At 39.1% G+C, this 20,723-nt stretch carries 17 protein-coding genes, 1 tRNA gene and 1 pseudogene; 14 read left to right on the top strand and 5 right to left on the bottom strand.

All coding sequences use genetic code 11. The features are described 5' to 3' along the window. Positions 1 to 78 precede the first annotated feature (78 nt). The 4 genes from gatD to I6H78_RS02795 all read right to left on the bottom strand — a co-directional run bounded on the left by gatD (position 79) and on the right by I6H78_RS02795 (position 5,175). A complete protein-coding gene (gene gatD, locus I6H78_RS02810; RefSeq protein WP_125389078.1) occupies positions 79 to 861 on the bottom strand; it encodes a lipid II isoglutaminyl synthase subunit GatD in 783 nt (260 codons plus the stop codon). Beyond that, positions 861 to 2,204: a lipid II isoglutaminyl synthase subunit MurT gene (murT, locus tag I6H78_RS02805; RefSeq protein WP_198459899.1), complete on the bottom strand. Its 1,344-nt coding sequence runs from the start codon at positions 2,202 to 2,204 to the stop codon at positions 861 to 863. Before murT ends, gatD begins: the two co-directional genes overlap by 1 nt. Before the next feature lie 295 nt (positions 2,205 to 2,499). Beyond that, entirely contained in the window at positions 2,500 to 3,255 is a 756-nt protein-coding gene (locus I6H78_RS02800; protein ID WP_198459897.1) for a hypothetical protein, read from the bottom strand. A gap of 603 nt (positions 3,256 to 3,858) precedes the next feature. Continuing rightward, complete coding sequence (locus tag I6H78_RS02795) at positions 3,859 to 5,175, bottom strand: FAD-containing oxidoreductase (RefSeq protein WP_198459895.1); 1,317 nt, start codon at positions 5,173 to 5,175, stop codon at positions 3,859 to 3,861. A gap of 348 nt (positions 5,176 to 5,523) precedes the next feature. On the opposite strand from I6H78_RS02795, the gene I6H78_RS02790 reads away from it, so the two are divergent. The 12 genes and pseudogenes from I6H78_RS02790 to I6H78_RS02735 all read left to right on the top strand — a co-directional run. After that, positions 5,524 to 7,101 (top strand): DEAD/DEAH box helicase, encoded by a 1,578-nt coding sequence (locus I6H78_RS02790; RefSeq protein ID WP_198459893.1) that lies wholly within the window; start codon positions 5,524 to 5,526, stop codon positions 7,099 to 7,101. Between the two features lie 283 nt (positions 7,102 to 7,384). Continuing rightward, positions 7,385 to 8,173, top strand: a complete 789-nt coding sequence (gene codY / locus I6H78_RS02785; protein WP_000940725.1) for a GTP-sensing pleiotropic transcriptional regulator CodY — start codon at positions 7,385 to 7,387, stop codon at positions 8,171 to 8,173. Continuing rightward, positions 8,173 to 8,748, top strand: coding sequence for a cysteine hydrolase family protein (locus I6H78_RS02780; RefSeq protein ID WP_198459891.1), 576 nt, complete (start codon positions 8,173 to 8,175; stop codon positions 8,746 to 8,748). The genes codY and I6H78_RS02780 overlap by 1 nt, the downstream gene beginning before the upstream one ends. 80 nt (positions 8,749 to 8,828) lie before the next feature. After that, a tRNA-Leu gene (locus tag I6H78_RS02775) sits at positions 8,829 to 8,914 on the top strand. 271 nt (positions 8,915 to 9,185) lie between these two features. Further along, complete coding sequence (locus I6H78_RS02770) at positions 9,186 to 9,797, top strand: CPBP family intramembrane glutamic endopeptidase (RefSeq protein WP_198459889.1); 612 nt, start codon at positions 9,186 to 9,188, stop codon at positions 9,795 to 9,797. Between the two features lie 132 nt (positions 9,798 to 9,929). Continuing rightward, the gene (locus I6H78_RS02765) at positions 9,930 to 11,207 is read left to right on the top strand and encodes an ABC transporter permease (protein WP_198459887.1); all 1,278 of its coding nucleotides are present in this window, start codon (positions 9,930 to 9,932) and stop codon (positions 11,205 to 11,207) included. A gap of 126 nt (positions 11,208 to 11,333) precedes the next feature. Continuing rightward, positions 11,334 to 11,981, top strand: coding sequence for an ABC transporter ATP-binding subunit Vex2 (gene vex2, locus I6H78_RS02760; RefSeq protein WP_198459885.1), 648 nt, complete (start codon positions 11,334 to 11,336; stop codon positions 11,979 to 11,981). Between the two features lie 50 nt (positions 11,982 to 12,031). Further along, a complete protein-coding gene (vex3, locus tag I6H78_RS02755; protein WP_042902562.1) occupies positions 12,032 to 13,411 on the top strand; it encodes an ABC transporter permease subunit Vex3 in 1,380 nt (459 codons plus the stop codon). A gap of 141 nt (positions 13,412 to 13,552) precedes the next feature. After that, positions 13,553 to 14,209, top strand: a complete 657-nt coding sequence (gene vncR / locus I6H78_RS02750; RefSeq protein ID WP_198459879.1) for a response regulator transcription factor VncR — start codon at positions 13,553 to 13,555, stop codon at positions 14,207 to 14,209. Then, positions 14,206 to 15,534: a sensor histidine kinase VncS gene (vncS, locus tag I6H78_RS02745; protein ID WP_198459877.1), complete on the top strand. Its 1,329-nt coding sequence runs from the start codon at positions 14,206 to 14,208 to the stop codon at positions 15,532 to 15,534. Before vncR ends, vncS begins: the two co-directional genes overlap by 4 nt. Before the next feature lie 139 nt (positions 15,535 to 15,673). Next, complete coding sequence (locus I6H78_RS02740; RefSeq protein ID WP_001019005.1) at positions 15,674 to 16,555, top strand: class II fructose-bisphosphate aldolase; 882 nt, start codon at positions 15,674 to 15,676, stop codon at positions 16,553 to 16,555. 263 nt (positions 16,556 to 16,818) lie between these two features. Continuing rightward, positions 16,819 to 17,288 (top strand): annotated as a pseudogene (locus I6H78_RS02735) (IS630 family transposase); the annotation flags it as partial. Positions 17,289 to 17,614: 326 nt separating this feature from the next. On the opposite strand, the gene I6H78_RS02730 reads toward I6H78_RS02735, so the two are convergent. After that, a complete protein-coding gene (locus I6H78_RS02730) occupies positions 17,615 to 18,646 on the bottom strand; it encodes a zinc-binding alcohol dehydrogenase family protein (RefSeq protein WP_198459875.1) in 1,032 nt (343 codons plus the stop codon). A gap of 128 nt (positions 18,647 to 18,774) precedes the next feature. Here I6H78_RS02730 and I6H78_RS02725 point away from each other — a divergent pair, with 128 nt between their 5' ends. Beyond that, the gene (locus I6H78_RS02725; protein ID WP_198459873.1) at positions 18,775 to 19,140 is read left to right on the top strand and encodes a winged helix-turn-helix transcriptional regulator; all 366 of its coding nucleotides are present in this window, start codon (positions 18,775 to 18,777) and stop codon (positions 19,138 to 19,140) included. 262 nt (positions 19,141 to 19,402) lie between these two features. After that, positions 19,403 to 20,311 (top strand): hypothetical protein, encoded by a 909-nt coding sequence (locus tag I6H78_RS02720; RefSeq protein WP_198459871.1) that lies wholly within the window; start codon positions 19,403 to 19,405, stop codon positions 20,309 to 20,311. Positions 20,312 to 20,723: the final 412 nt, after the last annotated feature.

The following is a 20,723-nucleotide window of genomic DNA, read 5'->3' as shown; positions in this document are numbered from 1 at the left end:
GCAAGGGAGAAGGGTAAAAGAACAGGCAAAAAGAACTCCGACAAGATAGTGGAGTTCTTTTATCTAATTTTCCTTAGTTTAAGAAAAGTCAGCCTTGCTTTTCACGTCACTGTATTCTTCAGCGATTTCTTGGCTGAGGATGTCCTCATAGGCAGGGAGTTGGATGTCCTGACCGTATTTCTTCTTGAGAGCAGTAGTGACTAGACGATAAGCTAGATTGGCATTACGAGAGAGGATAGGTCCGTGGAAGTAGGAACCAAAGACATTCTTATAATGAACCCCTTCGCCGATCTTTTCTTCGTTATTTCCATTTCCATAGACAACCTGACCCAGTGGTTTTTGGTCATCAGAAAGGAAGGTACGTCCCTGGTGATTTTCAAAGCCATAGTAGGTTTCATTGAAATCTTCATTGTGAATCTTGATGTCACCGATAAAGCGGTTATTGGTCTGGTTGAGGGTGTAGTGGCCCATGACACCTAGTCCTTCGATGCGTTTGCCTGAGGCTTCAACATAATATTGGCCCAAAAGTTGGAAACCACCGCAGATGGCTAGAACAACACCATTGTTTTGGATGTAGTTGTCAATGCTCTCTTTTTTAGCAGGTAGATCGCCTGCGATGATGCTTTGTTCAAAGTCTTGACCACCACCGAAAAAGGCGATGTCGTAGTGGTTTTCATCAAAGTCATCATGGAGAGAAACGATGTCAACTGTCACATGAGCCCCCAGTTTTTCAGCCACATACTTGAGCATGAGGATGTTGCCGTTGTCCCCGTAGGTATTCATGAGGTTTCCATAGAGGTGGGCGATGTTGAGCTGATAAGCGTAGTTGCCAGCTTTTGAGGAAAGTGAAGTATAAACCATTAGTTCATCTCCTTTCTAACAATCTGACGACTAGCCAGCAGTTCACGGAATTCTAGCATAGCAGTATAGGTAGCTAGGATATAGGCATGCTTACAATCTTGGTTCTCAATGGTCTTGAGAACTTGTTCCAGATTGCTTGTTTCAGTGATTTTCTCAGCTGGATAGCCTGTCACTCGTAGACGACGCGCGATTTCAGAATGACGAACACCACCAGCGTTGATTTCAGGAATGTCCATGTCAGCAATTTGTTCAAAGTCAGCATCCCAGATCCAGCTAGTGTCAATCCCATCAGCATAGTTGGCGTTGAGAAGGACAGATAGGCTAAATGGATAAGGCGCTAGTTTGATCATCTCGATAGCCTGAGTTGCACCGACTGGATTTTTAATCAAGACAAGGGTGCATTCCTTATCACCGATATGGAAGGTCTCCTGACGTCCAAAGACAGCGCGACTCTTGTCAAATCCTTGCTTGATCCGTTGCGAATCTGCACCGAGGAAACGGGCGATGGCAACTGCAGCTAGAGCATTGTAGATGTTGTAGAGTCCACCGATTTGGATGCCGTATTCCTGGCCGTCAATGACAAAGCGGGAGCGATTGTTGGTCAATTCAACCAAGTCTGTCAGACGGTAGTCCAAGTCAGGACGTTTGCAACCACAATTTTCACAGATATAGGCCCCCAAGTTAGCATAGGTATTGTGCTCATATTTGAGGATGCCTTGACAGTCAGGGCAGAGAATACCTTCGGTATTGTAGTGAGCCAGTTGGGCTGGACCTTTTTCTAAGTCAAAACCAAAATACTGTACTGGATTTGGAATAGCTGGCTTGTAGAAAAGCGGACTGTCACCATTTAGAAGAACAGTAGCCGTAGGCACCTTACGGATAGCATCCAAAATCATCTTATAAGTTGTGTAAATCTCACCGTAGCGGTCCATCTGATCGCGGAAGATATTGGTGATGACGAAAAGACTAGGATGGATGTAGTCACAAATACGAGATAGACTGGCCTCGTCAATTTCGAGGACAGCAATGTTTTTCCCAGTTTTAGAAGATTTGGCAGTCAAGAAAGTTGTCGTAATCCCTGTGATCATATTGGCACCGCTTGGATTGGTCAGAACCTGACCATAAACCTCTTTTAAAATGCCGACAGTGAGGGCAGTTGTCAGGGTTTTCCCGTTGGTTCCAGTGACCACGACAATCTCGTAGTTCTTAGCTAGATGTTGTAAAATATCTTTATCAAATTGAAGGGCAAGTTTTCCTGGGAGAGTACTTCCACGGCCAAGACGGCTCAAAATGAAGTGAGAAGAGCGTCCAGCAAGAAGGCCCAAAGTAGTTTTTAATTTCATGTTTCTATTATATCATACTGCGCCCAGCAGTCCAATAACTAAAGTGACCTCTAAGATCAACTAAAGAAGTAACCTTAGAAGTGCTTTTTAGGTTCTGATTAAACCAAACCAATCAAATACAATATCTTTGAATTTGATAACTTTGGCAACTTTAAGAAATAAATCTTTCTCACTATGAATATAAGAAAGGAGAGGACATCGATTATCCTCTACAGGTTTTAAAATTTCATTAATCTATTATAACTGACAGAGATACCTACTTTTGGGATTTAGATTATTTTTTGGAAAGTCTCTTTTATAATAAATTACGAATTTTTTCTTTTATAAATGCGTTAAGAGGATAGTGTTTATCAAGATATTCTAGGAGTGCCTGAGCAGATTCAGAAATTCGTTCGTAACCTTGCAAAAAGTAGGGTAATTGTTTGGCTTCGTTTGGATAACCTTTTTCAAATCTTCTGTTGCTGTTAAAAATATCTATAAAATCAGATTTAGAAGTTTTTTCCAAATTGATTAGTTCGGTCCAAAGCTTGACGGATCTGTTTTGGATGAAATCATAAGCAGCCAATTTTTCGCCTCGTTGATAGCGACCTAGTCCTATATATAGATTGCATAAAATTTCTCCCAACAGCCATTCACGGTCTCTATTTTCTTTTGATGGCAATCTTTGTGGCCGGCAGATTGTTTCATCAAAACCGACCTCCTTCCAGACAATCTTGCCTTCAGCGAAGGGAATGTTTACTAGTTCATGAGCTTCAAAGACAGCAAATTCACAAAAAACATCATCTTCAAATAGAACTTTATGTCCGTCCACTGTATTTTGGTAGTGAAATGCAATTGGTTCTAGATTACTTAACCAAGTTAGATCCTGTATATAGGCCTGCTTGTAGCCATCTTTTACAATAACAAAAAAATCCAAATCTGAGTACTGATCCAATCGTTCTCTTTCTGCTCCGCAAGAACCAAGTGCCAGCAAAGCTAGTGATTGTCTAGAATCTTTTAGAGACTGACCAATATCATCTAGTCTTTGTAACAGTAATTCTGTTTTATTCATAATCGTTACCTCATTATTTCTTGTTTACAGACATTATATAGTTAATGTTTTCGAAAGTCAATTTCATCCCATACCAAATATATATTAATGTAATATAGGATTTCTTTCGATATTTTTTACAATGATAAAGTTTAAACATTTTGCAGGGTATTGCTCATATTATCAAGAATGAAGAAATTTGAAGTATCCTTTGATTGATTAGAAAGTGATTCTTATCTTTAAAAAGATTAAATAATTTGGAAAATATTTAAGAAGAAAAAATATATCGACTTAGCCATCAATTTGCAAACGGTAAAACCTTTCCACAAACGATGAAAATACACATACGATCCGCGCAAAGAGTGGATAATTTACTAATTAGGCATGAAACAATCATTGCAAAATATATTTTTTAAATTACCCATAAAACGATGAGCTGAAGCGAGTTATTCAAAGTCATATGTATTGCTGATATTTGAAAGAGTAACCTGAGACTCAATATATAATTAGGACTGCTAAGTAAAGTTTGGACATTATATCATAAAAGAGGGAAAAGACAGATTTGAGATTTCGCAGAAACAAAAACAGCCCAAAGAGGGCTGTTAGATACGATGTAGTCTCAACTTAAATCGCAAACAGGTCATTCAAGTTCTCAGCCAAGGTTGGGTGAGTGAAGATTTGTTTTGTGAAGTAAGTGTAAGGAATCTTGTTGTCCATCGCAACAGTGATGATGTTGATGATTTCTTGTGAACCTTCTGAGAAGATAGTTGCACCAATAATTTCTTTTGTTTCAGTATTGACAACAGCTTTGAAGGCTCCGCGAAGGTCTCCATTTACGTGACCACGAGGCATGGCTGCAACAGGGATTTCCTTAACTGCGTATGGAAGTTTCAAATCAGCTGCTTGGCTTTCAGTCAAACCAACTTGTGAAAGTGCAGGTGTGATGAACATAGTGTTTGGTACATTGAGACGGTCTTCAAGAGTGTAGCTGCCATCTCCAGCAAGGTAGCTGTAGACAACACGGAAGTCATCAAGTGAAATGTAGGTAAATTGAGGTCCACCGTTGACGTCTCCAACTGCAAAGACACCAGGAACGTTTGTTTGACAATGTTTGTCTACCTTGATAGCCCCACGCTCTGTTAGTTCAATATCTGTGTTTTCAAGTTGAAGTGGTTCTACATTCGGTTTACGTCCAGTTGCGTAGAGAAGGGCGTCGAAACGGTAAGTTTCGTTTTCAGTTACGACAAGGACTTGGTCACCGTCGTTTTTGATTTCAGTGGTACGGATGTTTTGAAGCAATTCAATACCGTCTTCTTCCATGTATTGCTTAGCAAGAGCTGCGATGGAAGGTTCGGCACGAGGTAAGAATGTATCCAAGGCATCTAGAACTGTAACCTTGCTTCCAAGTTTATTGTAAAGGCCTGCAAATTCAAGACCGATATTTCCGCCACCAAGGACACCAAGTTTTTCAGGCAATTTGTCCAAGTTTTGGATACCTGTTGAGTCAAAGACATTCTTGCTTGTAGCAAGTCCTGGGATTGGCAAGACGTTTGAAACGGCACCAGTATTGATGACGATAGTTTCAGCAGTTAGTTCTTGTTTTTCGTCAACAGCTTGGATTTCAATGACCTTATTTGAAAGGAAGTGCGCTTCCGCATCAAAGATATCCACGCCTGTACCCGCAACAGTAGCATAGTTTTTACCGTTGAGGCGACTAGTGATAGTATTTTTGGTAGCAATCACTTCTTCAAAAGACAAGTCTTTCTCAGCAGCAACTAGCAAGGTTTTAGTTGGAATACATCCGATGTTGATACAAGTTCCACCGTACATAGCTTTGCTACGTTCAACGAGGGCAACTTTTTTGCCAGCTGAAGCCAATTTACCAGCTAGTGTTTTCCCAGCTTTACCGAATCCAATAACGATTAAATCATATGTTAACATTTATAGTCCTCCTATTCGGTTTTCATTCTAGCATAAGAAAACACTTTTTGCACAAATCTGCTACGGGAAATGAAGTGAGTTTGAAATGGTCTCTTCAAATCCTCTGAAAAACAAGTTTCAGGTTACTTTACAGCTAGAAAATCGTTTACATGATATTCCTAATGGATTCTACTATCTTTTGCTTCTCTCTTGTGTTATACTAGATAAGTTGCAAAGAAACTCGTACTTTTCTTTCGTGGAAAAGAAGCAACACGGTATCTCGTTTTAAAGAAGATACGTCATGAAAAGAAAAGTATAAACTAAAGCCCTATAGGGTGGCTTCGCACCACCTTTAGAAAGAAGAATAACGTGAAATTTAATGAATTTAACTTGTCTGCTGAATTGCTAGCAGAGATTGAAAAAGCTGGATTTGTAGAAGCCAGTCCTATCCAAGAACAGACCATTCCCTTGGCTCTCGAAGGAAAAGACGTTATCGGTCAAGCTCAGACTGGTACAGGAAAAACTGCAGCCTTTGGCTTGCCAACCCTTGAAAAAATCCGTACAGAAGAAGCGACCATCCAAGCCTTGGTTATCGCTCCAACTCGTGAACTCGCTGTCCAAAGCCAAGAGGAACTCTTTCGCTTTGGTCGTAGCAAGGGTGTGAAAGTTCGCTCAGTTTACGGTGGTTCCAGCATTGAAAAACAAATCAAAGCCCTTAAATCTGGTGCTCACATTGTGGTAGGAACACCAGGTCGTCTCTTGGACTTGATTAAACGCAAGGCCTTGAAATTACAAGACATTGAAACTCTGATCCTTGATGAAGCGGACGAAATGCTCAACATGGGCTTCCTTGAAGACATCGAAGCCATCATTTCCCGTGTCCCTGAAAATCGTCAAACCTTGCTCTTTTCAGCAACCATGCCAGATGCGATCAAACGTATCGGTGTTCAGTTTATGAAAGACCCTGAGCATGTCAAGATTGTTGCCAAGGAATTAACAACAGAACTAGTTGACCAATACTATATCCGTGTTAAGGAACAAGAAAAATTTGATACCATGACACGTCTCATGGATGTAGAACAACCAGAACTTGCTATTGTATTTGGTCGTACCAAACGCCGTGTAGATGAATTGACTCGTGGTCTGAAAATCCGTGGTTTCCGTGCTGAAGGAATTCATGGAGACCTAGACCAAAATAAACGTCTTCGTGTCCTTCGTGATTTTAAAAATGGGAATCTTGATGTTTTGGTTGCGACTGACGTGGCAGCACGTGGTTTGGATATTTCAGGTGTGACCCATGTCTACAACTACGATATTCCACAAGATCCTGAAAGTTATGTTCACCGTATCGGTCGTACAGGTCGTGCTGGTAAGTCAGGTCAATCTATTACTTTCGTAGCACCAAATGAAATGGGCTACCTTCAAATCATCGAAAACTTGACTAAGAAACGCATGAAAGGCTTGAAATCAGCGACAGCTGAAGAAGCCTTCCAAGCTAAGAAACAAGTAGCTCTCAAGAAAATAGAACGTGATTTTGCGGATGAAGCCATTCGTGGGAACTTTGAGAAATTTGCTAAAGATGCTCGTAAGTTAGCTGCTGAATTTAGTCCAGAAGAATTGGCTATGTATGTTTTGAGTCTGACAGTCCAAGATCCAGACAGCCTTCCAGAAGTGGAGATTGCGCGTGAAAAACCACTGCCATTTAAACCATCAGGTAATGGCTTTGGTAGCAAAGGTAAGGGAGGTCGAGGAGGCCGTCGTGGAGACGACCGTCGAGATCGTGATCGCCGTGGCAATGGTCGCCGTGATGACTTTAAGAAAGGCAGTCGTGGAAACGATCGTTTTGATAAAGACAGACGTTACCGTAATAAAGACAATAAAAAACCTCGCAACACTTCAAGCGAAAAGAAGACAGGCTTTGTTATTCGTAACAAAGGAGACAAATAGAAAAAAGCGATTCACATTGTGAATCGCTTTTATATATAAGGAGACCGATAGTAAAAGAAGATGGTGATAGTAAAGGATAGGTGGAACGGAAAGGGATTTATCATGTCATCTTCTTATAATGTCATAATATCAAAAATAAAATAGGATGTCAATAAAAAAATCGCTTTTTTTTCTAAAATATTTTTGCTGTTCAAAATTGCAATTAAATAAGCAATTTTCAGATAATTGTTGAAATAAAGACTTTTCTATGTTATAATGGAAGCGATTATATGCGAGGTAAAAAATGGCACATTTATTAGAAAAAACAAGAAAAATAACGTCTATTCTAAAGCGCTCTGAGGAGCAACTCCAAGATGAACTTCCTTACAATGCGATCACACGCCAGTTAGCAGATATTATTGATTGTAACGCTTGTATTGTGAATAACAAGGGCCGTCTCTTGGGCTACTTTATGCGTTATAAGACCAATAATGACCGTGTAGAACAATTCTTTCAAACCAAAACCTTCCCTGAGGTCTATGTACAAGGCGCAAACATGATCTATGATACGGAAGCCAACCTTCCTGTTGAACATGATTTGACCATTTTCCCTGTGGAGAGCCGTGCGGACTTTCCAGATGGGTTGACAACTATTGCTCCGATTCATGTATCAGGGATTCGCCTAGGTTCGTTGATTATTTGGCGCAATGATAAGAAGTTTGAAGATGAAGATTTGATCCTTGTCGAGATTGCGAGCACGGTTGTGGGAATTCAACTATTGAACTTCCAACGTGAAGAAGATGAAAAGAATATTCGCCGTCGTACGGCTGTTACCATGGCGGTCAACACCCTTTCCTATTCAGAACTTCGTGCCGTATCAGCTATTTTAGCTGAATTGGATGGAAATGAAGGTCAGCTGACTGCGTCTGTTATTGCAGACCGTATTGGCATTACACGCTCAGTGATTGTCAATGCGCTTCGTAAACTGGAGTCAGCGGGAATTATTGAGAGTCGTTCACTTGGAATGAAGGGGACTTATCTCAAAGTTCTAATTGGTGATATTTTTGAGGAAGTGAAAAAGAGGGACTACTAATGGCAAAGGCTTTAATCTCGATTGATTATACAGAGGATTTCGTAGCAGACCATGGAAAGCTAACTGCTGGCGCACCTGCTCAAGCAATATCAAAAGCCATTGATCAGGTAACCCGATTAGCTTTTGATCGTGGAGACTATATCTTTTTTACCATTGATGCTCATGAGGAGAAGGATGCATTCCACCCAGAAAGCAAGCTCTTTCCACCACACAACATCATTGGAACTAATGGGCGTAACCTTTATGGACCCCTAGCTGACTTTTATGCTGACCATGAGGCGGATAGCCGTGTCTTTTGGATGGACAAACGTCACTATTCAGCATTTTCTGGAACGGACTTAGATATCCGCTTGCGGGAACGTCGGGTAGATACAGTCATCCTAACTGGAGTGCTTACTGACATTTGTGTCCTTCATACGGCTATTGATGCCTATAATTTAGGTTATCAAATAGAGATTGTCAAGTCTGCGGTTGCCTCTATTTGGCCAGAAAATCATCAGTTTGCTCTTGGGCATTTTAAGAACACATTGGGAGCCAAATTGCTGGATGAAAACCTTGCTACAATCGAACTATAAGCCTGTTGGAAAAATGAAAAAAATCTGAAAAAAGTGTTGACAAAGATTTTGAAAGTTGATATACTAGTAAAGTAATCGACGCGGGGATGGCGGAATTGGCAGACGCGCAGGACTAAGGATCCTGTGACCGCTTTAGGTCGTGAGGGTTCAAGTCCCTCTCTCCGCATAGGGTAAGAGTTAGCTTTGGCTAGCTCTTTTTTGTTAGCTTATATAGTGACTATTCAACAAGAGAGGTCTACCTTTCTTGTTTTTTTCTTTTCTTTTAAATAGTGCTATAATATAGATAGAAAGTAACAGTAAAAAGTCTTATATGAAAGATCATCGAGTAATGGATACTAATAGGTTTAGTTAAAACGGATATATAAGTTAGGAAAGGAGGACTAGATAGTCATTTGGTATTTGAAATGAGTATTTCAAAAATGTAAAGGAGGATTACGATGGTTAATGAACTTCAACGAATAATGAGCGCCTTTATTCAAATTCTCTTTATTATTTTACTACCTTCTATCTGGTGGTTTCTGACTGTGAGGGGAAAAGTCCCATTTATGGAATGGATAGGGCTAAAAGCTATCAAAACAGCAAAAACTTTGCAGCTGATTTTATGGATGGTAGGGGGATTTTCCTTATTTACTATTTTTTCTATCCTTATCTTTCCTCTTACGCGTAGTCTAGAAACAGCCACTTCGGCTTTTTCAGCTATGGGCTTTAAGGCTTTACCAAGTATTCTAATTTACAGTATTTTGCAAACATCTTTGCCAGAGGAACTACTATTTAGAGGTTTTCTACTCAAACGAATGGCAAATCACATGCCGTTTGTCTTTGCAAATACCATACAGGCCTTCACTTTTGGATTGCTTCATGGAGTATTGTTTGCTTCAGTAGTAAGTTTGGAAGTCACTTTTTTCATTATATTCTTTACTGGAGCAATAGCAGCTTATCTTGGTTTTGTTAATGAAAAGATAGCAGGAGAATCAATTTTACCAAGTTGGCTAATGCATGCCACAGCCAACATCCTCTCTGGTTTAGTTTCTGCATTTTCTTTGCTTTGAGTGGATAAAGTTATAAAAATGGAGCTGGTAGAAATACCAGCTTTTTTTCAAAATAAATCAAAAAAATTTTTTGATTTCATAAACATTTCATATTTAGATTTTATAATAGTCTTACAAATATGGAGGTGACAAATGAATCCAATCCAAAGAGCTTGGGCTTATGTCAGCAGAAAACGACTGAGAAGTTTTATTTTATTTCTTATTTTATTTGTCCTTTTAGCAGGAATTTCAGCCTGTTTGACTCTTATGAAGTCCAACAAAACAGTAGAAAGCAATCTTTACAAATCACTCAATACATCTTTTTCTATCAAAAAGATAGAAAATGGACAGACCTTCAAGTTGTCAGACCTAGCATCCGTGAGCAAGATTAAGGGACTGGAAAATGTCTCTCCTGAACTCGAGACGATCGCAAAACTGAAAGACAAGGAAGCGGTGAGTGGTGAGCAGAGCGTAGAACGAGATGATTTGTCAGCCGCGGACAAGAACTTGGTTAGCTTAACGGCTCTTGAGGATTCCTCCAAGGATGTCACCTTTACCAGTTCGGCTTTCAATCTAAAAGAAGGGCGACACCTTCAAAAAGGGGATTCCAAGAAAATCCTGATTCACGAAGAGTTGGCCAAGAAGAACGGTCTTTCGCTTCATGACAAGATTCGCTTGGACGCTGGTCAGTCCGAATCTGGAAAAGGGCAAACAGTAGAGTTTGAGATTGTCGGCATCTTTTCTGGTAAGAAACAAGAAAAATTCACAGGCTTGTCCTCTGACTTCAGTGAAAACCAGGTCTTTACAGACTATGAAAGTAGCCAGACCCTTCTGGGAAATAGTGAACCTCAAGTCAGTGCAGCACGCTTCTATGTTGAAAATCCTAAGGAAATGGACGGACTCATGAAGCAGGTGGAAAACTTGGCTTTGGAAAGTCAAGGTTACCAAGTCGAGAAGGAAAACAAGGCCTTTGAACAAATCAAAGACTCAGTGGCAACCTTCCAAACCTTCCTCACCATCTTCCTTTATGGGATGTTGATAGCAGGAGCAGGAGCCTTAATTTTGGTCTTGTCCCTCTGGTTGAGAGAAAGGGTCTACGAAGTGGGGATTCTACTCGCACTTGGAAAAAGCAAGATCTCAATCTTCCTACAATTCTGTTTAGAGGTAGTTTTGGTATCTCTCGGAGCTTTGCTTCCATCCTTTATCGCTGGAAATGCCATTACATCCTATCTACTCCAAACTGTACTAGCCAGTGGAGATCAGGCAACCTTACAGGACACGCTGGCCAAAGCAAGTGGTCTATCGACCAGTCTCCTATCCTTTGCAGAATCCTATGTCTTTCTGCTCCTGATTGGTTGCTTGTCTGTAGCCCTTTGTTTCGTATTTCTATTTAGAAAATCACCGAAAGAAATTTTATCATCTATTAGTTAATACTCTTCGAAAATCTCTTTAAACCGTGTCAGTCTTATCTGCAACCTCAAAGCTGTGCTTTGAGCAGCCTGCGGCTAGCTTCCTAGTTTAATCTTTGATTTTCATTGAGTATAAGAAGGAGAAATCATGACTTTATTACAATTGCAAGATGTTACCTACCGTTATAAGAACACTGCTGAGGCAGTTTTATATCAGATCAAGTATAATTTTGAACCCGGAAAATTTTATAGTATCATTGGTGAGTCAGGAGCTGGAAAATCCACTCTCTTGTCCCTACTGGCTGGTCTAGATAGTCCTGTCGAGGGTTCTATCCTTTTCCAAGGAGAGGACATTCGGAATAAGGGATATTCTTACCATCGCATGCACCATATTTCCCTGGTCTTTCAAAATTATAACTTGATAGATTATCTTTCTCCGCTGGAAAATATCCGCTTGGTCAACAAAAAAGCAAGCAAGGATACATTTCTTGAACTTGGTTTGGATGAAAGTCAGATCAAGCGGAACGTTCTCCGGTTATCAGGTGGTCAACAGCAACGTGTGGCCATCGCTCGCAGTTTGGTATCAGAAGCTCCAGTTATTCTAGCTGATGAGCCAACAGGAAATCTGGACCCTAAAACTGCTGGAGATATTATCGAACTGCTCAAGTCACTTGCCCAGAAAACAGGTAAATGTGTGATCGTCGTCACCCACAGTAAAGAAGTGGCACAAGCGTCAGATATTACACTTGAATTGAAGAATAAGAAACTAACTGAAACTCGCAATACTACAAAATAAGATGAGCTTGTTTTGATAGAATTATTAAATCAAATCTAGAAAGGGAACCTATGTTACACAACGCATTTGCCTATGTTACAAGGAAGTTTTTCAAATCGATTGTTATCTTCCTGATTATTCTCCTCATGGCGAGCTTAAGTTTGGTCGGCTTGTCAATCAAGGGAGCTACTGCCAAGGCTTCTCAGGAGACTTTTAAAAATATCACCAATAGCTTCTCCATGCAAATCAATCGTCGCGTCAATCAAGGAACGCCACGTGGTTCTGGAAATATTAAGGGTGAGGATATCAAAAAAATCACCGAAAATAAGGCCATCGAGTCTTATGTTAAACGCATCAACGCTATCGGAGATTTGACTGGATACGACCTCATCGAAACGCCAGAAACCAAGAAAAATCTCACTGCTGACCGTGCCAAGCGTTTTGGAAGCAGTTTGATGATTACAGGTGTCAATGACTCTTCCAAAGAAGACAAGTTTGTCTCTGGATCTTATAAATTAGTCGAAGGTGAGCACCTAACCAACGATGACAAGGACAAGATCCTCATGCATAAGGACTTGGCAGCCAAACACGGCTGGAAAGTCGGAGATAAGGTCAAACTAGACTCTAATGTCTATGATGCAGACAATGAAAAAGGGGCCAAGGAAACAGTTGAAGTCACAATCAAGGGGCTCTTTGATGGTCACAATAAGTCAGCAGTAACCTACTCACAAGAACTCTACGAAAACACAGCTATCACAGACATTCACACTGCTGCAAAACTTTATGGATACACAGAAGACACAGCTATTTATGGGGACGCAACCTTCTTTGTAACAGCAGACAAGAACTTGGATGATGTCATGAAAGAGTTGAACGGTATCAGTGGTATCAACTGGAAGAGCTACACACTTGTGAAGAGCTCCTCTAACTACCCAGCTCTTGAGCAATCCATCTCTGGTATGTACAAGATGGCCAACCTCCTCTTCTGGGGTAGCTTGAGCTTCTCAGTTCTTCTCCTTGCTCTCTTGCTTAGTCTTTGGATCAATGCTCGTCGCAAGGAAGTGGGAATTCTCCTCTCTATCGGTCTCAAGCAGGCAAGTATCTTGGGTCAATTCATCACCGAATCCATCTTGATTGCCATCCCTGCTCTTGTTTCTGCATACTTCCTAGCCAACTACACAGCTCGTGCCATCGGAAACACTGTTCTTGCCAATGTCACTTCAGGTGTTGCCAAGCAAGCCAGCAAGGCTGCTCAAGCTTCTAACCTTGGTGGTGGTGCAGAAGTAGATGGCTTTAGCAAGACCTTGTCGAGCCTAGACATTTCCATTCAGACATCAGACTTTATCATCGTCTTTGTCCTTGCCTTGGTTCTAGTGGTTCTCGTTATGGCGCTTGCCTCAAGCAATCTCCTTAGAAAACAACCAAAAGAGCTCTTGCTCGATAGCGAATAAAAAACTTGCTACCTATTCTCCCCTAAATGGGGTATAATATAGGTAGCATTTTTATCTATTTCATCCTGATAAGGCTTCTTCCTATCAGGATGAAACAGAGAAGATTTACAAGAAATTTAAAGGAATGTGAAACGTTTTTCTATGAAAATTTTAATTGTAGAAGATGAAGAGATGATCCGTGAGGGGATCAGTGACTATTTGGCGGATTGTGGCTATGAAACCATTGAGGCGGCAGATGGACAAGAAGCTCTAGAAAAATTTTCCAGCTATCAAGTAGCTCTAGTACTACTGGATATCCAGATGCCTAAGCTCAATGGTCTGGAAGTACTAGCTGAGATACGCAAGACCAGTCAGGTTCCTGTCTTGATGCTGACCGCCTTTCAGGATGAGGAATACAAGATGAGTGCTTTTGCTTCTCTAGCAGATGGTTATCTGGAAAAGCCCTTCTCTCTCTCCCTTCTAAAAGTGAGGGTAGATGCAATTTTCAAGCGCTACTACGATACGGGACGAGTCTTCTCTTATAAGGATACCAAGGTGGACTTTGAGAGTTATAGTGCAAGCCTCGCAGGTCAAGAAGTGGCCATCAATGCCAAAGAGTTGGAAATTCTGGACTATCTGGTGAAAAATGAAGGCCGGGCCTTGACTCGTTCTCAGATAATTGATGCTGTCTGGAAGGCGACAGATGAGGTTCCCTTTGACCGTGTTATTGATGTCTATATCAAAGAACTGCGGAAAAAGCTAGACTTGGATTGTATCCTCACTGTGCGCAATGTTGGTTATAAATTGGAGAGAAAATGAAACGAACAGGTCTATTTACAAAGATATTTATCTATACCTTCTCGATTTTTAGTGTTCTGGTTATTTGTCTTCATTTAGCCATTTATTTTCTCTTTCCGTCAACTTATCTGAGCCATCGTCAGGAAACCATTGGCCAGAAAGCGACAGCCATTGCCCAGTCCCTAGAAGGAAAGGATAGGCAGAGTATCGAGCAAGTGTTAGATTTGTATTCCCAGAGCAGTGATATCAAAGGAGCTGTCAAGGGAGAAATGACTGAGGACAAGTTAGAGGTCAAGGACAATCTTCCTCTGGATACGGACCGCCAGACAACTTCCCTCTTTATCGAGGAGCGTGAGGTGAAAACGCAAGATGGTAGCACGATGACTCTCCAATTTCTAGCTTCCATGGACCTGCAAAAGGAAGCAGAGCAGATTAGTCTCCAATTTCTCCCCTATACCTTGTTGGCATCCTTTCTGATTTCACTTTTAGTGGCCTACATCTATGCTCGGACCATTGTTGCACCGATTTTGGAAATCAAGCGGGTGACCCGTCGGATGATGGATCTGGATGCTCAAGTACGGTTGCGTGTGGATTCTAAGGATGAGATTGGTGATCTCAAGGAACAAATCAATAGCCTTTACCAGCACCTTTTGACAGTTATTGCGGACTTGCATGACAAGAATGAAGCTATTCTCCAGCTGGAGAAGATGAAGGTTGAGTTCCTACGAGGGGCTTCTCATGAATTGAAAACACCTCTGGCTAGCTTGAAAATTCTGATTGAAAATATGAAAGAAAATGTCGGTCGTTATAAGGATAGAGACCATTATCTTGGAGTTGCCTTGGGGATTGTGGATGACCTCAGTCACCACGTTCTCCAGATATTGTCACTTTCTTCTGTTCAGGAATTACGAGACGAGAAAGAAGAGGTTGACCTCCTTCAGATGACGCAAAGTCTGGTCAAGGATTATGCTTTGCTTGCCAAGGAGAGAGAACTTCAGGTAGACATTAGCCTAACCCATCAGCAAGCTTACATAAACCCATCTGTCATGAAATTAATCCTATCGAATCTCATCAGTAATGCTATCAAGCACTCCACTCCAGGCGGGCTGGTCAGCATTGGAGAAAGAGAAGGGGAGCTCTCTATCGAGAATAGCTGTAGTCCTGAAGAACAAGAAAAATTGGCCCAATCTTTTTCTGAAAATGCTAGTCGCAAGGCCAAGGGTTCGGGGATGGGACTCTTTGTGGTCAAAAGTCTATTAGAACATGAGAAATTACCTTATCATTTTGAGATGCAGGGCGATCGTTTGACCTTCTTCATACGTTATCCCAAAGTCGCTCAGGACTAAGGGAAAGAAAGGGTTTACATTGATTGGATTGGAAGAAATTCAATCTAAAGTATGGGAAAAACTAGCTTTTTTTATCAAAAAGTGATAAAATGAACAATGTAAATGGGATGTCCCAAAAAATATATAGGAGGCCTGACAAATGGCAATCGTTTCAGCAGAAAAATTTGTCCAAGCAGCTCGTGACAACGGTTATGCAGTTGGTGGATTTAACACAAACAACCTTGAGTGGACTCAAGCTATCTTGCGCGCAGCAGAAGCTAAAAAAGCTCCAGTTTTGATCCAAACTTCAATGGGTGCTGCTAAATACATGGGTGGTTACAAAGTTGCTCGCAACTTGATCGCTAACCTTGTTGAATCAATGGGTATCACTGTACCAGTAGCTATCCACCTTGACCACGGTCACTACGAAGATGCACTTGAGTGTATTCAAGTTGGTTATACTTCAGTTATGTTTGACGGTTCACACCTTCCAGTTGAAGAAAACCTTGAAAAAGCTCGTAAAGTTGTAGAATTTGCTCACGCAAATGGTGTGTCAGTAGAAGCTGAAGTTGGAACTATCGGTGGTGAAGAAGACGGAATCATCGGCGATGGTGAATTGGCTCCAATCGAAGATGCTAAAGCAATGGTTGCAACTGGTATCGACTTCTTGGCAGCTGGTATCGGTAACATCCACGGTCCTTACCCTGCAAACTGGAAAGGTCTTCACCTTGACCACTTGCAAAAATTGACTGAAGCTGTACCAGGATTCCCAATCGTATTGCACGGTGGTTCAGGTATTCCTGATGACCAAATCCAAGCAGCTATCAAACTTGGTGTTGCGAAAGTTAACGTTAACACTGAATGCCAAATCGCATTCGCTAACGCAACTCGTAAATTTGCTCGTGACTACGAAGCAAACGAAGCAGAATACGACAAGAAAAAACTCTTCGACCCACGTAAATTCTTGGCTGACGGTGTAAAAGCTATCCAAGCATCAGTTGAAGAACGTATCGACGTATTCGGTTCAGAAGGTAAAGCTTAATCTAGCTGAACAATACAGAAAGAACCTGCCCATTGGGTGGGTTTTTGTGTTTTCTTTTATAGAGAATATACTTAAGACTACTATATCCAAAGTTGCTAAATTAATGTAATTATTCTAAGACTACCCTTGGCGAACGAATATAATAACTTTACGCCTGTTTTCAAAGGAAATCACTGTCTTTCCCAAAGTAAATTGGAACATCTAATTTTTTAGGAATGCTGAGTAGCTAAATGAATGATAGAACTTTCAAAAAAATTAATAGTTTAAAGCGCTTAGCACCTGTTTATATTGATGAAACGGGATTCGATACTTATTTTTGTCGAGAATACGGTCGCTCATTATAAGGTCAGTTAATAGGAGGTAAAGTATCTGGAAGAAGATATCAGAGGATTTCTTTGGTTGCAGGTCTAACAAATAGTAAGTTAATCGCTCCAATGACTTACGAAGAGACGATGACGAGCGACTTTTTTGAAGCTTGGTTTCAGAAGTTTCTCCTACCAATATTAAATACACCATTAGTTATTATTATGGATAATGCAAGATTCCATAGAATGGGTAAGCTAGAGCTCTTATGAAGAGTTTGGGCATAAACCTTTACCACTTCCTCCCTACTCACCTGAGTACAATCTTATTGAGAAAACATGGGCTCGTATCAAATAGCACCCCAAAAAGGTATTACCAAGTTGTAATACCTTTTTTCTAGGCTCTTTTGTCTTGTTCTTGTTTCAATTGACGGTAGTATTCACCATCTAAAGAATTACTTGATTGGTTAGAACAGGCAATTAATAAAATTGCAGATAGAGGCACTAAAAATAATGTGGCAAATTCTTACATTTGCTTACTCCATTTTTATTATATCAAAGTAATTTTACAAGTTTAAGACAGGTAGTACTGACAATCATTTTACTTTTTCGGGGAATATCCCTTTCTATGAAATAAAAGTCGAATCTGTTCTTGAAAAAAATTCACAGACCTATTGCTTTACTATGCTATCTTTAATTACACGAGACTCATTATACCTATTTATTCTTTCTTTCTCCATTAATTAATTCTAATTTTTTACTCTTTTGGATTGCTGATAACAATTTTTCCTATGGTTCGACCGGTTTCTAGAAGCCTGTGAGCCTCTTTAATGTTTATTGAATTCATTGGAGATAATCTTTTTGTAACAGTCGTTTTTAGCTCTCCATTATCAATCATATCTGCAATTTGATTAAGAATATAATGTTGACTAATCAAATCTTCTGTTTGCCACATTGATTTTGCAAACATAAATTCCCATGAAAAACTAACTGCTTTAGACTGTAGTGCAGACAAATTGACTTTTTCTTTAGTTTCGTCAATAGAACAGATTTTTCCTTGAGGTTTAATAGCTTTTACCATAAAATCCCAATGCTTTTCAGTATTATTTAAACAGAAAATGTAATCAACTGTTGAGAATCCAATTTCATTAAGCTCTTTATCCATATCTTCAAAATGATTAATTACAAATTCAGCTCCATGCTCCAAAACCCACTTTTTACTTTCATATCTGGAAGCAGTTCCAATAACAGTTAACCCTACATTATGAGCTAACTGACAAGCTATTGATCCTACTCCACCACTTGCTCCGATGATTAATATACTCTTAGTATAATTTTTGCTTTTATCAAATGGGATTTTTAATTTTTCAAATAAACCCTCATATGCTGTTAAGGAAGTTAAGGGTAAGGCCGCAGAATCTTCAAAAGATAAAGTATTTGGTTTTTTCCCAACAATACGCTCATCTACAAGTTGATATTCAGCATAGGACCCCGATTTTGTTAAATCTCCCGCATAGAATACCTCATCGCCAACAGAAAACAACTCGCAATCTTCCCCTACCTCTGAGACAATTCCGGAAGCATCCCATCCTAAGATTCTCGGGGATTCTTCGACTTTACTTTTTGGAGATCTAACTTTATAATCTACTGGATTTACTGAAATAGCTTTAACCTCAACAAGTAAGTTCTTTCCTTTAGCAAAAGGTTTATCTAACTCAACGTCTTCAAAACTTCTCTTATCATCAATAGGTAAATATCTGTATAATCCGACCCCTTTCATAGTTGCCATAGTTCAATTTCCTTTCGTTATTTTATTTAGTATAATGTTAATTATAGACAAATACTGCAAGATAACAATATTGAAGTTTTTGTAACTAGTGATATTTTAGTAACTTAAGATAGAAAGATGGGTAGATTATGGTAAGAAAAATTTATGATTGTGCCAATGGATGTCCAGTAGAAACCACTCTCCAAGTAATTTCTGGCAAATGGAAATGCGTAATATTATTTCACTTATTAAATAATGAAATTTGTCGATTTGGCGAATTAGAAAAATTAATGCCTGGTTGTTCTAGAAGGATGTTAGCGTTGCAACTTAAAGAATTGGAGTTGGACAAAATTATTCATAAAGATATTTACTCTATCATGCCTCCGATAACAGAGTATACACTAACTGAACTTGGAAGAACTTTAGAACCAGTAGTAGTTGAGATGAATAGATGGGGAAATAAATATAATAAATTTTTATTTAAAAATGGTAACGAGCTTCCTGTTGATAAATAAATTTCTCTTAACACGATTAAATGCCCTCTAGTTTAATAAATTAATTGAAAAAAATATACTCTTTGAGAACAAATTTCTCGTATTAAATTACAAATAATTAAGTATGATATATCTTTTGTCTATCCATAGATAAAGTATTATTAGATATCAAGCCAATAAGCTTGTCAAAAGGAGTCTGAGTCAGTAAGAAAAAATAAGCACATCCTTCTGCAATTTTATGGTATTAGAGTGTTACTATATCCCATTTTAGAGAGGTCGAATTATGGCAATTGCTCCTTTTAAAAATTACGATTATGAATTAGTTTTATCTGATTTAATTGCAGATATATATTATTCAACTATCAGTATGGGAAGTAGGATAATATTACTCAGAAAATTGACAGAGTTATTAGCTCGCAAATTTTTGAATTTGGGAGCAGGAGAACCCATGAATCTGGGAGATATAACTACTCATGAAAAAAATGAAAAGTTTAAAGTAACAGAAAGGTATAAAAAGGTAGATAAACGATTAGTCAAGGATTTTGAAAAAACTATAGATAGGTTAAGAAAATTAGGCAATAAATACACTCATACAGCAAATATATCGGATGCTAATGTAGATGAATTGAGTATAGCCGAAGACTCCATTTGGGATTTATTTTCTTATTTATTTGTACAATATTTTTTGAAATATGGTCTGAATTTAAAAACAGACAAAAATATCTTGACATTGTTCTCTGTTTTACCTCCTGAAATTAGATATCGAACTTTGAAAAAAATAATTGATATCATAGGGTATGATAATATTCAACTTCTAGACAAGTTTCTTTTGTCTATCGTTAAGGCTAGAGGGATTGATGAAGCTAGATTTTGGCTATATAATAATAGTAAATTTCTTCAAGATGTAATTTATCCTTCAGAATCTGAAATTATCGAATATGAGGAGAATTTTTCTCAGAATGTTTTACCTCTTAAGCTAAGAAATCATTCTAATTGTTATAGTCTATTAGTATCTGTTCTGAATAACACTGATGTCCAATTGTCATCACATGGTTATTATAGAGATTTCGAAGAAGCTGTAGCCGAATATAAAAAGCATGATTTAGATCTTTATTTATCTAGCACTGAAGAACAAAAGATATTTAAAGATCTTATAAAATTCTGTTTTATAGGGAGAGTTCCAGTTTGTTAGTATGATTCATATTCACTGCAAAAGAAGCTTATTCAACATTCTCCAAATTTCTTCTGTCTATACTAGGATTTATGGCAAATTCAACCTAAGATTTTGCCCCTATTTTGCCACACTTTTTTAAGAACTAAAGGGAATAATGAAGTATATTTCTAATACAGTGTGGGTGGAAGAATACCTGAATATAGCCCTTTTTAGTGTATGAGGAAGTATAGTAAATAAATGATTTATGTTCAGAAGGTAAAGCTTAATTTAGCTGAACAATACAGAAAGAGAAACCTGCCATTGGGCAGGTTTTTTGGTGTTCTAGGGAAATTATCAAACCATGATTTTTGATTAAAACTATTATTTTAAGAGTAAAATCTCTGATTTCATAATCTTCAGGCAAACGCTTGCATTCCGTTTTTTATTGGAC

Source organism: Streptococcus oralis, from assembly GCF_016127915.1.
In the GTDB taxonomy this organism is placed as follows: domain Bacteria; phylum Bacillota; class Bacilli; order Lactobacillales; family Streptococcaceae; genus Streptococcus; species Streptococcus oralis_BO.
This window is presented reverse-complemented; position numbering and strand designations above follow the sequence as displayed.